This is a genomic window from Rheinheimera sp. (assembly GCF_965283995.1).
In the GTDB taxonomy this organism is placed as follows: domain Bacteria; phylum Pseudomonadota; class Gammaproteobacteria; order Enterobacterales; family Alteromonadaceae; genus Pararheinheimera.
This window is the reverse complement of sequence record NZ_CBDIQG010000001.1, coordinates 3,403,192-3,415,719: the sequence shown is the minus strand read 5'-3', so window position 1 is coordinate 3,415,719 and position 12,528 is coordinate 3,403,192. Positions and strand designations below refer to the sequence as shown.

The following is a 12,528-nucleotide window of genomic DNA, read 5'->3' as shown; positions in this document are numbered from 1 at the left end:
CTCCTGTCAGAGGTTAACCAGTCAGGGGGCGCGAAGGCCCCAAATCATTACTCAGCAAATTCCCCCTGCTTGCGCAGGGGGGCCGAGGGTTATTCCTCTTCCAATTCGATGTTGATACCGAGCGAACGGATTTCTTTCATCAATACGTTGAAAGATTCTGGCATGCCTGGTTCCATGCGGTGGTCGCCATCCACGATGTTTTTATACATCTTGGTCCGGCCATTCACGTCATCAGACTTCACAGTCAACATTTCCTGCAGGGTATAGGCTGCACCGTATGCTTCCAGTGCCCACACTTCCATCTCACCGAAGCGCTGACCACCGAACTGAGCTTTACCGCCCAGTGGCTGTTGGGTAACCAGACTGTACGAACCGGTAGAACGGGCGTGCATCTTGTCATCAACCAAGTGGTTCAGTTTCAGCATGTACATGTAGCCAACTGTAACTTTACGCTCGAAGGTATTACCGGTACGACCGTCATACAACGTGATCTGACCGCTAGTCGGTAAATCTGCCAGAGCCAACAGTTCTTTGATTTCGCTTTCTTTCGCGCCATCAAAGACCGGAGATGCAACAGGTAAACCTTTACGCAGGTTCTGCGCCAGACGACGGACTTCGTCATCGGTAAAGTTTGCTACATCAACGTTCTGACGAGATTCACCCAGAGCATAGGCTTTCACCAGGAAGTCACGGATCTCTGCGACTTCTTTTTGCTCTTTAATCATGGCGTCGATCTTGTCACCGATACCACGAGCGGCTAAGCCTAAGTGCGTTTCCAGGATCTGACCGATGTTCATCCGTGACGGAACGCCCAGCGGGTTCAGAACGATATCAACCGGCTGACCTTTTTCGTCATATGGCATGTCTTCAACTGGCACGATAGATGAGATAACACCCTTGTTACCGTGACGGCCGGCCATTTTGTCACCTGGCTGGATGCGACGTTTTACCGCTAAGTAAACTTTAACGATTTTCAACACGCCAGGAGCCAGGTCATCGCCCTGTACAATCTTGCGGCGTTTTGCTTCGAACTTCTTGTCGTATTCAATACGAATTTCTTCGTACTGAGCCGCTAATTGTTCTAAATCGTTCTGTTTGTCTTCGTCAGCCAGGCTTTGCGACAACAGCACGTCACCGCGCATGTTGTTCAGCTTAGCGCGATCAACACCAGTACCTTCCAGCAGGTTACGGGCGCGACTGAAAATACCTTCTTCGAGAATACGGAATTCTTCATTCAGGTCTTTTTTGGCCTGCTTGATTTCCATCTCTTCAATTTCACGCGCACGTTTGTCTTTTTCCACGCCATCACGGGTGAAAACCTGGACATCAATGACTGTACCAGTCACTGAGTTTGGTACGCGTAAAGAAGTATCTTTAACGTCAGACGCTTTCTCACCAAAAATCGCACGTAACAGTTTTTCTTCTGGTGTCAGCTGGCTCTCACCTTTTGGTGTCACTTTACCGACCAGAATGTCGCCACCTTTCACTTCAGCACCGATGTAGACGATACCGGCTTCATCCAGTTTCGACAGCGCTGATTCACCGACGTTTGGAATGTCGGCCGTGATTTCTTCAGCACCTAACTTGGTATCGCGGGCGATACAGCTCAGTTCCTGAATATGGATAGTGGTCAGGCGATCTTCCTGGACTAAACGCTCTGATAACAAAATCGAGTCTTCGAAGTTGTAACCATTCCAAGGCATGAACGCGACGCGTAAGTTTTGGCCTAACGCCAGCTCGCCTAAATCTGTAGACGGACCGTCAGCGAGGACGTCACCACGTTCAATCGGTTCACCATGGTTAACACATGGGCGCTGATTGATACAGGTGTTCTGGTTAGAACGGGTGTACTTCGTCAGGTTATAGATATCGATACCGGCTTCACCGGCAACCATCTCTTCTTCGTGTACTTTAATCACGATGCGGCTGGCGTCGACGTAATCAATCACACCACCACGTTTCGCGACCACAGTCACACCAGAATCTTTAGCAACAACACGCTCAACACCGGTACCTACTAACGGCTTATCAGCACGCAAAGTTGGTACGGCCTGACGTTGCATGTTCGAACCCATTAATGCGCGGTTGGCGTCATCGTGTTCCAGGAACGGGATCAGAGCTGCAGCGACTGACACGATCTGCTGCGGAGCAACGTCCATATACTGGACCTTGTCGGCTGGCATCAGTGTGAATTCGTTTTTGAAACGGCAAGGAACCAGCTCTTCAACCAGACGGTTTTCTGCGCTCAGTTCAGCGTTTGCCTGTGCAATGACGAAGTTACCTTCTTCAATCGCTGACAGGAAATCGACTTCGTCAGTGACGATACCATCTTCAATCCGGCGGTATGGGGTTTCCAGGAAACCGTACTCGTTGGTCTGTGCGAACATAGACAGCGAGTTGATCAGACCGATGTTCGGACCTTCAGGCGTTTCGATTGGACATACGCGGCCATAGTGTGTCGGGTGAACGTCGCGGACTTCGAAGCCGGCGCGTTCACGCGTCAGACCACCAGGGCCTAATGCGGAGATACGACGTTTGTGCGTAACTTCTGACAATGGGTTGTTTTGGTCCATGAACTGAGACAGTTGGCTTGAACCGAAAAACTCTTTCACTGCTGCAGAGATTGGCTTGGCATTGATCAAATCCTGTGGCATCACAGCATCCAGATCGCCTAATGACAGACGTTCTTTAACTGCACGCTCAACACGAACTAAACCAACACGGAATTGGTTTTCTGCCATTTCGCCAACTGAACGGATCCGACGGTTACCCAGGTGGTCGATATCATCGACTTCGCCGTTACCGTTCCGGATATTGATCAGGACTTTCATGACAGCAAGAATGTCTTCTTTGCTCAGTACGCCAACACCTGTGCCTTCTTCGAAATTCACCCGACGGTTGAACTTCATGCGGCCTACAGTTGACAGGTCGTAACGATCTTCAGAGAAGAACAGATTTTCGAATAAAGTTTCCGCTGCTTCACGCGTTGGTGGTTCACCAGGGCGCATCATGCGGTAGATTTCGACCAGAGCTTCCATCCGGTTATTACTCGGATCAATGCGTAAGGTGTCAGAAATGTATGCACCTTGGTCCAAATCGTTGATAAATAATGTCTCAAAGCTTTCATAACCAGCTTTGGCAAGTTTCGCTAACAGCTCCAGTGTGAGCTCGGCGTTCGCTTCGGCAATAATCTCTCCGGTCGAACGGTCAGCATAATTTTTCGAAAGGACGCGGCCGACGACGTACTCGTGTGGTACTTCCATCAGGGTCATGCCGGTTTTTTCTAACTGGCGAACATGTTTAGCCGTAATACGGCGGCCAGCTTCAACAATGACTTCGCCATTGTTATCTTTAATATCAAATGCAGCAGTTTCACCGCGTAAGCGGTTTGCAACTACTTCCATCATCAATTTACCGTCTTTGATCTCAAACGTGGTGCTATCAAAGAAAGTAGTGAGGATGTCTTCAGTGCTCAGGTTCAATGCACGTAACAGAATGGTCGCTGGCAGTTTGCGGCGACGGTCGATACGGACGAACAGAGCATCTTTGGCATCAAACTCAAAATCAAGCCATGACCCACGGTATGGGATCACACGTGCGTTATATAACACTTTGCCTGATGAGTGAGTCTTGCCACGGTCGTGATCGAAAAACACGCCCGGACTACGGTGCAGCTGAGAAACAATAACACGCTCAGTACCATTGATAACAAAAGTACCGTTTTCAGTCATCAATGGGATCTCGCCCATATAGACTTCTTGTTCGCGGATATCTTTGATCGTACCTGGTGCTTCTTTATCAAACAGTACCATGCGCAGTTTGACGCGTAATGGCGCTGAGTAGGTTACACCGCGGATTTGACACTCTTTAACATCAAACACCGGCTCACCAATCCGATAGCTGACGTACTGCAGTTCTGCGCTGCCAGAGTAACTTTTGATTGGAAAAACAGAACGGAACGCAGCTTCTAGGCCGTATTCGCCTTCTGGATCTGGCTCAATAAACTTGCTGAACGATTCGATTTGAATCGACAACAGATATGGTACATCCAACACTTGTGGACGTTTACCGAAGTCCTTACGGATACGTTTCTTTTCAGAATAAGAGTAAGTCATGGGGTTCCTCAGCTTGCTGATTTTTTACCCTACCTACCCTTGCGGGGCGGTGGTTATGACATCCACTATGGCGTCATAAGGGGCGGGGAAAATCAATATCCCACAGCGCAAAAAGGCCGGTGGTTAAATCACCACCAGCCTAGCCTGAAATCAGGCGTCTAATCCAGTATGAGCTGGATTATTTAACTTCAACAGTAGCACCAGCTTCTTCTAACTCTTTCTTCAGAGCGTCAGCTTCAGCTTTAGAAACGGCTTCTTTGATTGCTGCTGGAGCAGATTCAACCAGATCTTTCGCTTCTTTCAGACCCAGACCAGTCGCGCCACGTACTGCTTTGATAACAGCAACTTTGTTCGCGCCGATTGAGGCCAGGATAACGTTGAATTCTGTTTGTTCTTCAACAACAGCGGCTGGACCTGCAGCAACTGCAACAGCAGCAGCAGCTGAAACGCCGAATTTTTCTTCCATAGCGCTAACCAGTTCAACAACTTCCATTACAGACATTGCTGCGATAGCGTCTAAAATTTGCTCTTTAGTAACTGACATTGCTCAGATTCCTAAACTATCGGGAAAACTTCCCGTATTAAACTTTACTTACCAAACAACACGTAGAATTACGCGGCTTGATCCTGTTTTTGGTCGCGAACCGCGGCAATTGTACGTACAAGTTTGCCGGCTGCTGCCTCTTTCATAGTGCTCATCAGGCGTGCAATAGCTTCGTTGCGCGTTGGCAGACTTGCTAATACATCGATACTGACTTTGGTGCCATTGAAGGCTGCGCCTTTCAGCTCAAACTTCTGGTTCTCTTTAGCGAAATCTTTGAAGATCCGCGCTGCAGCACCTGGGTGCTCTTTAGAGAACGCAATCAGTGTTGGGCCTACAAACGCGTCGCCTAAACACTCGAACTCGGTGCCAGTAACTGCACGGCGTACCAGTGTATTACGGACAACTTTCATCCATACACCAGCTTCACGCGCCTGCTTACGCAGAATTGTGATTTTGCCTACAGTGACACCACGAGCGTCTGCGACTACCGCAGATAAAGCACCTTTGGCAGCTTCCTGGACTTCAGCAACGATCGCTTTTTTGTCTTCAAGCTTAATAGCCATTGGCTCTTAACTCCTGGTTCATCCGGACGGAATTGTCCGGGTGCCTACACATCGCTCAGATTCAGAAATGAACAGAGCGCGCGATTTACGGTGAGAGCCAGATTGATAGGAATCTTTCTGGGGCTAACACCGTCTGCGTAGGTTGTTGTTTTAAGCTGTCATCTTGTATGAAGAAGAGTCTCAGCACCTACGGTCTTGGACGGAAGCCGATACTTTTGCACGCAAAAGCCGGCTTCTACCCTAAAATTTGAGCGCGAGATTATAAATTAACCTCGCGGCTCTGTAAAGCTGCTTAATAAAGCGGCTTTCTTATACTTTGGCGTCCAGAGAAGCCTGATCCAACACGATACCAGCGCCGTGAGTTGAAGAGATAGTTACTTTCTTGATGTAAGTACCTTTTGCAACAGATGGCTTAGCACGTTTCAGAGCAACTAACAGAGACTCTAAGTTCTCTTTCAGTTTGTCTGTATCGAAGTTGACCTTACCGATCGTTGAATGGATGATACCATTCTTGTCGTTACGGTAACGCACCTGACCAGCTTTAGCATTTTTAACTGCTTCAGCAACGTTTGGCGTTACAGTACCGGTTTTCGGGTTTGGCATCAGACCGCGAGGACCGAGGATTTGACCCAACATACCGACTACGCGCATTGCATCTGGAGATGCGATGACGACGTCAAAATTCATTTCGCCTTTCTTAACTTGTTCAGCTAAGTCTTCCATGCCCACGATGTCAGCGCCGGCAGCTTTAGCAGCTTCAGCATTTGCACCCTGAGTGAACACAGCAACGCGAACCGTACGGCCAGTACCGTGTGGCAGTACAGTTGCACCACGCACGTTCTGGTCAGATTTACGGGCATCGATACCGAGGTTGATAGCAACATCGATACTTTCAACGAATTTGCCAGCTGTTAATTCTTTTAATAACGCTACGGCGTCATTGATCGCGTATTCACGAGTAGAATCTACTTTTGAACGGATTAACTTAGCGCGTTTTGATAATTTAGCCATCGATTAACCCTCCACCACTAAGCCCATTGAGCGAGCTGTACCAGCGATGGTACGAACTGCTGCTTCGTCGTCGCCTGCCGTCAGGTCAGCACGTTTGATCTTAACGATCTCTTCGAGCTGAGCGCGGGTAACTTTACCGACTTTCTGGGTGTTAGGGCGACCTGAACCACCTTTCAGACCAGCTGCTTTTAACAACAGGAATGATGCTGGTGGGGTACGGGTTTCGAATGTAAATGAGCGGTCACTGTAGACAGTGATCACTACTGGGATTGGCATGCCTTTTTCAAGAGACTCGGTACGGGCGTTGAAGCCTTTACAGAATTCCATGATATTCACACCGTGTTGACCCAGTGCTGGACCAACTGGTGGCGACGGGTTTGCCATACCAGCTTTAACTTGTAATTTTACAAGTGCCGTGACTTTCTTAGCCATGTTTCACCTCTTTGTAGGGTCGTAGCCTCGTAAGTGCGAGGACACTTACTCAAACGGCTCCCCTGATGTTAAAAAAGGCCGCGATTATATTTTAATCAGCGGCCCGTTACAACGGATATTTCACCGTTAAGCTTTTTCGACCTGACCAAACTCCAGTTCCACTGGTGTTGAGCGACCAAAAATAAGAACAGAAACCTTGACGCGACTCTTCTCGTAATCAACTTCTTCAACTACGCCGTTAAAGTCAGCGAATGGACCTTCAGATACCCGCACCACTTCACCAGCTTCAAACAAGGTCTTCGGCTTCGGTTTGTCAGCATTATCTTGCAGACGATTCAGGATAGTATTGGCTTCTTTTTCACTGATAGGCGCCGGACGATCTGAAGTGCCACCAATGAAACCCAATACGCGAGGAACGCTTTTGACTAGGTGCCAGGCTTCTTCACACATTTCCATCTGAACTAATACATAGCCCGGAAAGAACTTACGTTCTGATTTACGCTTCTGGCCTGCACGCATTTCGACGACTTCTTCAGTCGGAACTAAGACTTCGCCAAATTTGTCTTCCATGCTATGGATCTTGATATGCTCGCGTAACGACGTAGCGACGCGCTGCTCAAAGCCGGCAAAGGCCTGCACCACATACCAACGCATTTTTCCTGACATGGTTTAGATCCCCAATCCTGTTAAAAACGACACAATCTTCAATAGAGCCATATCCAGCAGATATAAAATAACTGCCATGATCAAGGTCACCACAGCCACAATAATCGTGGTCTGATTTGTTTCCGCACGGGTCGGCCACACCACTTTACGAACTTCCAGCTTTGCTTCTTTAGCAAAAGTCAGAAATTCATGGCCTTTCTGTGTTTGGACGGCGACAAAACCAGCTAGTGGGATCATCACCAGCAAACCAATCGCCCGCTCTAAAGTTGAAAATTCAAAAATGTAGTTAGCGACGACTAATAAAGTCAGAATCGCGAATACCGCTATCCATTTGATGATGTCTAAACCGCTTTTCGGCGCTTCTGTTGCTGCGTTCATGCTCTAACTCACTATCCACGCTTGTTGTGACAAGCCACTACAGCTGTAATGCAGTATCAGCTACTACAATCAACTAAGAAAATTGGCAGGGGCAGAGGGATTCGAACCCCCAACCATCGGTTTTGGAGACCGCTGTTCTACCAATTGGAACTATGCCCCTGAGGTTTTTGCTGCCGGCAGTGCCGCTAACAAAAAATAGCCGCTCATTATACTGTGCCAGCACACTAAAACAAGCATCATGGTCGGATACAACCGGATCTTTTTAGCAGATCCAGTCGATCGTTCTGAATACTTCAATTTTATTTGGCAGGAACAGCAAAACGGCGCTGTAAAAAGCAAAAGGGCTCCAGAGGAGCCCTTTTCTATATCCGGACTATTACGCCAGGATCTTCGCTACTACGCCCGCACCTACTGTACGGCCGCCTTCACGGATTGCAAAACGCAGACCTTCATCCATCGCGATTGGGTTGATCAGCTCAACCACAAACTTCAGGTTGTCGCCTGGCATTACCATCTCTACGCCTTCTGGCAGCTCTACTGCGCCAGTCACGTCAGTTGTACGGAAGTAGAACTGTGGACGGTAACCTTTGAAGAATGGAGTATGACGACCACCTTCTTCTTTTGACAGTACGTACACTTCGCCTTCAAACTTCGTGTGTGGCTTGATTGAACCTGGCTTCGCCAGTACTTGACCACGTTCTACGTCTTCACGTTTAGTACCACGTAACAGCGCGCCGATGTTCTCGCCTGCACGACCTTCGTCCAGCAGCTTACGGAACATTTCAACACCAGTACAAGTAGTTGTCACTGTGTCTTTCAGACCAACGATTTCTACTGACTCGCCTACTTTCACGATACCCTGCTCTACACGACCAGTTACTACTGTACCGCGACCAGCAATTGAGAATACGTCTTCGATTGGCATGATGAATGGCTTATCAATCGCACGGACTGGCTCTGGAATGTAAGTATCCAGTGCGTTACCCAGTTCCAGGATCTTCTGTTCCCAAACTGCGTCGCCTTCCAGACCTTTCAGCGCTGAACCACGGATTACCGGCAGGTCATCACCTGGGAAATCGTAGTCAGAAAGAAGTTCACGAACTTCCATTTCTACCAGCTCTAACAGCTCTTCGTCATCTACCATGTCACATTTGTTCATGAACACGATGATGTATGGAACGCCTACCTGACGAGATAACAGGATGTGCTCACGAGTCTGTGGCATTGGGCCGTCAGTTGCAGCTACTACCAGAATAGCGCCGTCCATCTGAGCAGCACCAGTGATCATGTTTTTAACATAGTCAGCGTGGCCTGGGCAGTCTACGTGTGCGTAGTGGCGAGTTGGGGTGTCGTATTCAACGTGAGAAGTGTTGATCGTGATACCACGAGCTTTTTCTTCTGGCGCTTTATCGATTTGGTCGAATGCGAAAGCCTGACCGCCGTAGTGCTTTGCCAGTACGTTGGTGATAGCTGCTGTCAGAGTAGTTTTACCGTGGTCAACGTGGCCGATTGTGCCTACGTTTACGTGCGGTTTGTTACGTTCAAATTTAGCCTTAGCCATGATGTAGACCCTTTTTAAGCAAAAACGGCGGTTGTGTGAATTTGGGTGTTCGATAGTATCGCAAGAGGAGGCAAACTGTGAAGTGGTGCTGATACCCAGAATCGAACTGGGGACCTCATCCTTACCAAGGATGCGCTCTACCGCCTGAGCTATATCAGCATTTTTTCTGTCTGGAGCGGGCAGCGGGAATCGAACCCGCATCATCAGCTTGGAAGGCTGAGGTAATAGCCATTATACGATGCCCGCGGCCTACTCGTAGCTATTGTTCACTGGCGAAGATGGTGGAGGGGGAAGGATTCGAACCTTCGAAGGCAGTGCCGGCAGATTTACAGTCTGATCCCTTTGGCCACTCGGGAACCCCTCCTACTAATGGTGCCGCTTATCCGAGTCGAACGGATGACCTACTGATTACAAGTCAGTTGCTCTACCAACTGAGCTAAAGCGGCTACGTCAGTGGCTGCGAATTCTAGTGGAATGATCTGGGTGTGGCAACTGAAAATCAGTAAAAACCTAATATTTTTATACTGAATGCTCAATAGATCGCCAAATCAGATTAATGGGCGATATATCGGGTCATCCCACGAAAAATGAGTAAAGGTTCAATTTCTATTGGTAGCTCAGCCAGAAACGGCATTAATACAGTAGCATCACCACCCGTGATTAACATTTTAGCTTGGGGCTCCAGCTGATTGGCTTGGCGGATAACAGCGACAATCGCCGCAAATACACCGTTTTGCAGGCAACTAGCTGTGTCCTGTGCAAAAGCCAGTTCAAACTGTTGCTGATCCCGGTTAAACACGCGGGCAGTGTAGTTCGTCACAGCTTTTTGCTGCATATGTATACCCGGCACAATCCAGCCGCCGCGATGCTGCCCATCTGCTGCAAGATGGTCGATTGTTAAAGCGGTTCCAGCATCAATAACCAGTAATTCAGTAGACGGATAACACTGCTGAGCACCTAACATTGCCAACCATCTATCGACGCCCATGGTTTCCGGCTTTGCATAACTGCTGCGTAACAGGTCTTTTTGCGCTTCACTGCGGATTTGGTGCCAATCAACGTCGGTTAACTGACTCTCAGACCGCAGCTGTTCCAGCCTTTCATCTGTCGCAACAGAAGCATAATAAACCGCAACAGGTGAAGCCGGCAGGACACCCGGAAACTCTGTGATAGCAGTCAGCAGTCCATCCAACCAATAAACGGCTTTGACCCGGGTATTACCGATATCCAGCAATAAAATCCCCTGCTTCATTGCTTCCCCCTCAGACTTAACTCGCCACCGAAATAACTTTTCAGCTGCCCGTCTTGTTGCAAAGTAAGGCCGCCCTGATGATCAACGCCTTTGCAAACTCCAATTTGTGGCTCGCTACCGCCGGTCAACTGGACTGTCTGCTCATCAAACTCGTTACGTTGGTTAAACTCTGAGGCAAAATCAGTAAAACCATGCACTTCAAAGTGCTTTAGTGTTTGTATCAGCTGATGTTGCAGTTCTGCCACCAGCTGATTTCGGTCAATCTGAGCATCTACTTCCTGCATTAAATCAGTGAAAGGCTGATGGATCTTCGTTTCTCCACCTGCTGGCATCTGAATATTCAGACCTATACCTATCACGACATCACAATCTGCATGGGTTTGTCCGGTTAGTTCAACCAGCACACCTCCCAACTTTTTATGATTTACATACAGATCATTGGGCCACTTCAGTTTTAATGGACATTGATATCGACGCTCCAGGAGTTGCGCTATGGCGATCCCGACGACCAGACTCAGCCCCATGGCCGCCTGGATCCCCTGCTCAAGTCGCCAATACATGGAAAAATAGAGATTGCTGCCAAACGGTGAATACCAGTCGTTACCGCGCCTGCCCCGACCCGCAGATTGTGCTTCAGCGACAATAACCTGGCCTTTTTCTAATGACTGGCCGTCTTGAAGCCGTTTCAATAGTTGCGTGTTAGTTGAATCCGTCAGATGTTGCAGTAAAATTTCTGGCGAACCGGCAGTCTGCCACTGTTTCATCTTCGCCACATCGAGTAATTGCAGCGGCTGTGCCAGGCGATAACCCTTGCCTGAGATCGCGAAGATTTCCAGGCCAATCTGCTGTAACTGACTAATATGCTTTGCAATAGCGGCTCTACTGATCCCAGCCTGTTGCGCTAAAGCTTCGCCCGAGTGAGTCTTTCCATCGGCCAGTTGCTGAATCATTTGCCGTTGCAGGGCTAAGGTTTGCGGCAGCTGTCTAACGCTCATACAGCATTCTCACTTCAGGTTCTAGCTGAATACCAAAGCGCTGTTGTACCGTGGTGATAATCTGCTTCATCCATGTCTCAAGCTGTAAAGGCGTCCCTTCTCCATAATTGACCAATACGAGCGGCTGCTTGTCATAACAACCGATATCACCAAAGCGTAGCCCTTTAAAGCCGGACTGTTCAATCAGCCACGCCGCGGCAGTCTTTATCTGACCATTGTGTTGAGGATAAGCGGGTACATCGGGGTGTAAGCGTTGAAGCTCCCCAAACTGGTTGGCCGTCAATACCGGGTTTTTAAAAAAGCTACCGCAGTTACTCAATTGTTGTGGATCCGGTAATTTACTCTGGCGTACCGCAATAACTGCCTGATAAACCTCTTGGACACTGCAATCTGCGGGCAAATGGTCTAAGCCGCGGTAACTGAGCTTTGGTTTACCAAATGTCTGTAGCTGTAAACCCACAGCCACTATGACCCCTTTTCCATCGAGTGCCTGTTTGAAAATACTGTCACGATAGCCGAACACGCATTCAGCCTTGCTCAGCCTTTGTACTTTTTTGCTTTGCCAATGGAAAAAATCGACATAGACACAGCTATCCGTCAGCTCGACACCATAAGCGCCAATATTCTGTACCGGCGCTGCGCCAACAGAACCTGGAATTAGAGCGAGGTTTTCGATCCCCCACCAACCTTGTTGCACTGCATAGGTAACAAGTGAATGCCAGTTATGTCCAGCTTCTACGTGTAACAGGATCCCATCTTCTGAATGTTGTTCAGTCACAGAATCGGCGATAAACCGTAAGACAGGCCGCTGAATATCGGACAGGAAAATGCTATTGCTACCCTCGCCTAATAAAAGTGGCGGCTGTGACCATTCAGCATGGGATAGCTCATCGATTGAACGACAAAGCAGCACCTCGTGCAGTGTCGCGGGCAAACGGAAAGTAGAATAAAGACGGGCGTCCTGCTGCTGCAGTTTCTGCATGTTCAAAACTCGGCGCTGCAAAAAGCGCT

Annotated in this window: 11 protein-coding genes and 5 tRNA genes; all 16 read right to left on the bottom strand. The window is 48.6% G+C overall.

Annotation, left to right across the window (positions count from 1 at the left end):
• Nucleotides 1-89: 89 nt before the first annotated feature.
• Entirely contained in the window at nucleotides 90-4,115 is a 4,026-nt protein-coding gene (gene rpoB / locus ACQ66Q_RS15320; protein WP_377248499.1) for a DNA-directed RNA polymerase subunit beta, read from the bottom strand.
• 178 nt (nucleotides 4,116-4,293) lie between these two features.
• Nucleotides 4,294-4,659, bottom strand: coding sequence for a 50S ribosomal protein L7/L12 (gene rplL / locus ACQ66Q_RS15315; RefSeq protein WP_377248502.1), 366 nt, complete (start codon nucleotides 4,657-4,659; stop codon nucleotides 4,294-4,296).
• A gap of 68 nt (nucleotides 4,660-4,727) precedes the next feature.
• A complete protein-coding gene (gene rplJ / locus ACQ66Q_RS15310) occupies nucleotides 4,728-5,222 on the bottom strand; it encodes a 50S ribosomal protein L10 (RefSeq protein WP_430457590.1) in 495 nt (164 codons plus the stop codon).
• Nucleotides 5,223-5,531: 309 nt separating this feature from the next.
• Nucleotides 5,532-6,233, bottom strand: a complete 702-nt coding sequence (rplA, locus tag ACQ66Q_RS15305; protein ID WP_377248508.1) for a 50S ribosomal protein L1 — start codon at nucleotides 6,231-6,233, stop codon at nucleotides 5,532-5,534.
• A gap of 3 nt (nucleotides 6,234-6,236) precedes the next feature.
• Nucleotides 6,237-6,665, bottom strand: coding sequence for a 50S ribosomal protein L11 (gene rplK, locus ACQ66Q_RS15300; protein WP_377248511.1), 429 nt, complete (start codon nucleotides 6,663-6,665; stop codon nucleotides 6,237-6,239).
• Between the two features lie 126 nt (nucleotides 6,666-6,791).
• On the bottom strand, nucleotides 6,792-7,319 hold the full coding sequence (gene nusG, locus ACQ66Q_RS15295; protein WP_430458562.1) for a transcription termination/antitermination protein NusG: 528 nt from the start codon (nucleotides 7,317-7,319) through the stop codon (nucleotides 6,792-6,794).
• A gap of 15 nt (nucleotides 7,320-7,334) precedes the next feature.
• A complete protein-coding gene (gene secE, locus ACQ66Q_RS15290) occupies nucleotides 7,335-7,709 on the bottom strand; it encodes a preprotein translocase subunit SecE (RefSeq protein WP_430457589.1) in 375 nt (124 codons plus the stop codon).
• Between the two features lie 83 nt (nucleotides 7,710-7,792).
• Nucleotides 7,793-7,869 (bottom strand) — tRNA-Trp (locus ACQ66Q_RS15285).
• 216 nt (nucleotides 7,870-8,085) lie between these two features.
• On the bottom strand, nucleotides 8,086-9,270 hold the full coding sequence (gene tuf / locus ACQ66Q_RS15280; protein ID WP_430457588.1) for an elongation factor Tu: 1,185 nt from the start codon (nucleotides 9,268-9,270) through the stop codon (nucleotides 8,086-8,088).
• An 83-nt stretch (nucleotides 9,271-9,353) separates the two neighbouring features.
• Nucleotides 9,354-9,429, bottom strand: a tRNA-Thr gene (locus ACQ66Q_RS15275).
• 12 nt (nucleotides 9,430-9,441) lie between these two features.
• Nucleotides 9,442-9,516, bottom strand: a tRNA-Gly gene (locus tag ACQ66Q_RS15270).
• A gap of 33 nt (nucleotides 9,517-9,549) precedes the next feature.
• Nucleotides 9,550-9,634, bottom strand: a tRNA-Tyr gene (locus tag ACQ66Q_RS15265).
• 6 nt (nucleotides 9,635-9,640) lie between these two features.
• A tRNA-Thr gene (locus ACQ66Q_RS15260) sits at nucleotides 9,641-9,716 on the bottom strand.
• 107 nt (nucleotides 9,717-9,823) lie between these two features.
• Nucleotides 9,824-10,522, bottom strand: coding sequence for a type III pantothenate kinase (locus ACQ66Q_RS15255; protein WP_430457587.1), 699 nt, complete (start codon nucleotides 10,520-10,522; stop codon nucleotides 9,824-9,826).
• A complete protein-coding gene (birA, locus tag ACQ66Q_RS15250) occupies nucleotides 10,519-11,517 on the bottom strand; it encodes a bifunctional biotin--[acetyl-CoA-carboxylase] ligase/biotin operon repressor BirA (RefSeq protein WP_430457586.1) in 999 nt (332 codons plus the stop codon). Before birA ends, ACQ66Q_RS15255 begins: the two co-directional genes overlap by 4 nt.
• The gene (murB, locus tag ACQ66Q_RS15245; protein ID WP_430457585.1) at nucleotides 11,507-12,499 is read right to left on the bottom strand and encodes a UDP-N-acetylmuramate dehydrogenase; all 993 of its coding nucleotides are present in this window, start codon (nucleotides 12,497-12,499) and stop codon (nucleotides 11,507-11,509) included. Before murB ends, birA begins: the two co-directional genes overlap by 11 nt.
• Nucleotides 12,500-12,528: the final 29 nt, after the last annotated feature.

Coding starts and splice junctions, on each gene's coding strand:
- murB (WP_430457585.1), bottom strand. CDS start 12,499: ATGCAGAAACTGCAGCAGCAGGACGCCCGTCTTTATTCTACTTTCCGT.
- secE (WP_430457589.1), bottom strand. CDS start 7,709: ATGAACGCAGCAACAGAAGCGCCGAAAAGCGGTTTAGACATCATCAAA.
- tuf (WP_430457588.1), bottom strand. CDS start 9,270: ATGGCTAAGGCTAAATTTGAACGTAACAAACCGCACGTAAACGTAGGC.
- ACQ66Q_RS15255 (WP_430457587.1), bottom strand. CDS start 10,522: ATGAAGCAGGGGATTTTATTGCTGGATATCGGTAATACCCGGGTCAAA.
- rpoB (WP_377248499.1), bottom strand. CDS start 4,115: ATGACTTACTCTTATTCTGAAAAGAAACGTATCCGTAAGGACTTCGGT.
- rplA (WP_377248508.1), bottom strand. CDS start 6,233: ATGGCTAAATTATCAAAACGCGCTAAGTTAATCCGTTCAAAAGTAGAT.
- rplJ (WP_430457590.1), bottom strand. CDS start 5,222: ATGGCTATTAAGCTTGAAGACAAAAAAGCGATCGTTGCTGAAGTCCAG.
- nusG (WP_430458562.1), bottom strand. CDS start 7,319: ATGCGTTGGTATGTGGTGCAGGCCTTTGCCGGCTTTGAGCAGCGCGTC.
- birA (WP_430457586.1), bottom strand. CDS start 11,517: ATGAGCGTTAGACAGCTGCCGCAAACCTTAGCCCTGCAACGGCAAATG.
- rplL (WP_377248502.1), bottom strand. CDS start 4,659: ATGTCAGTTACTAAAGAGCAAATTTTAGACGCTATCGCAGCAATGTCT.
- rplK (WP_377248511.1), bottom strand. CDS start 6,665: ATGGCTAAGAAAGTCACGGCACTTGTAAAATTACAAGTTAAAGCTGGT.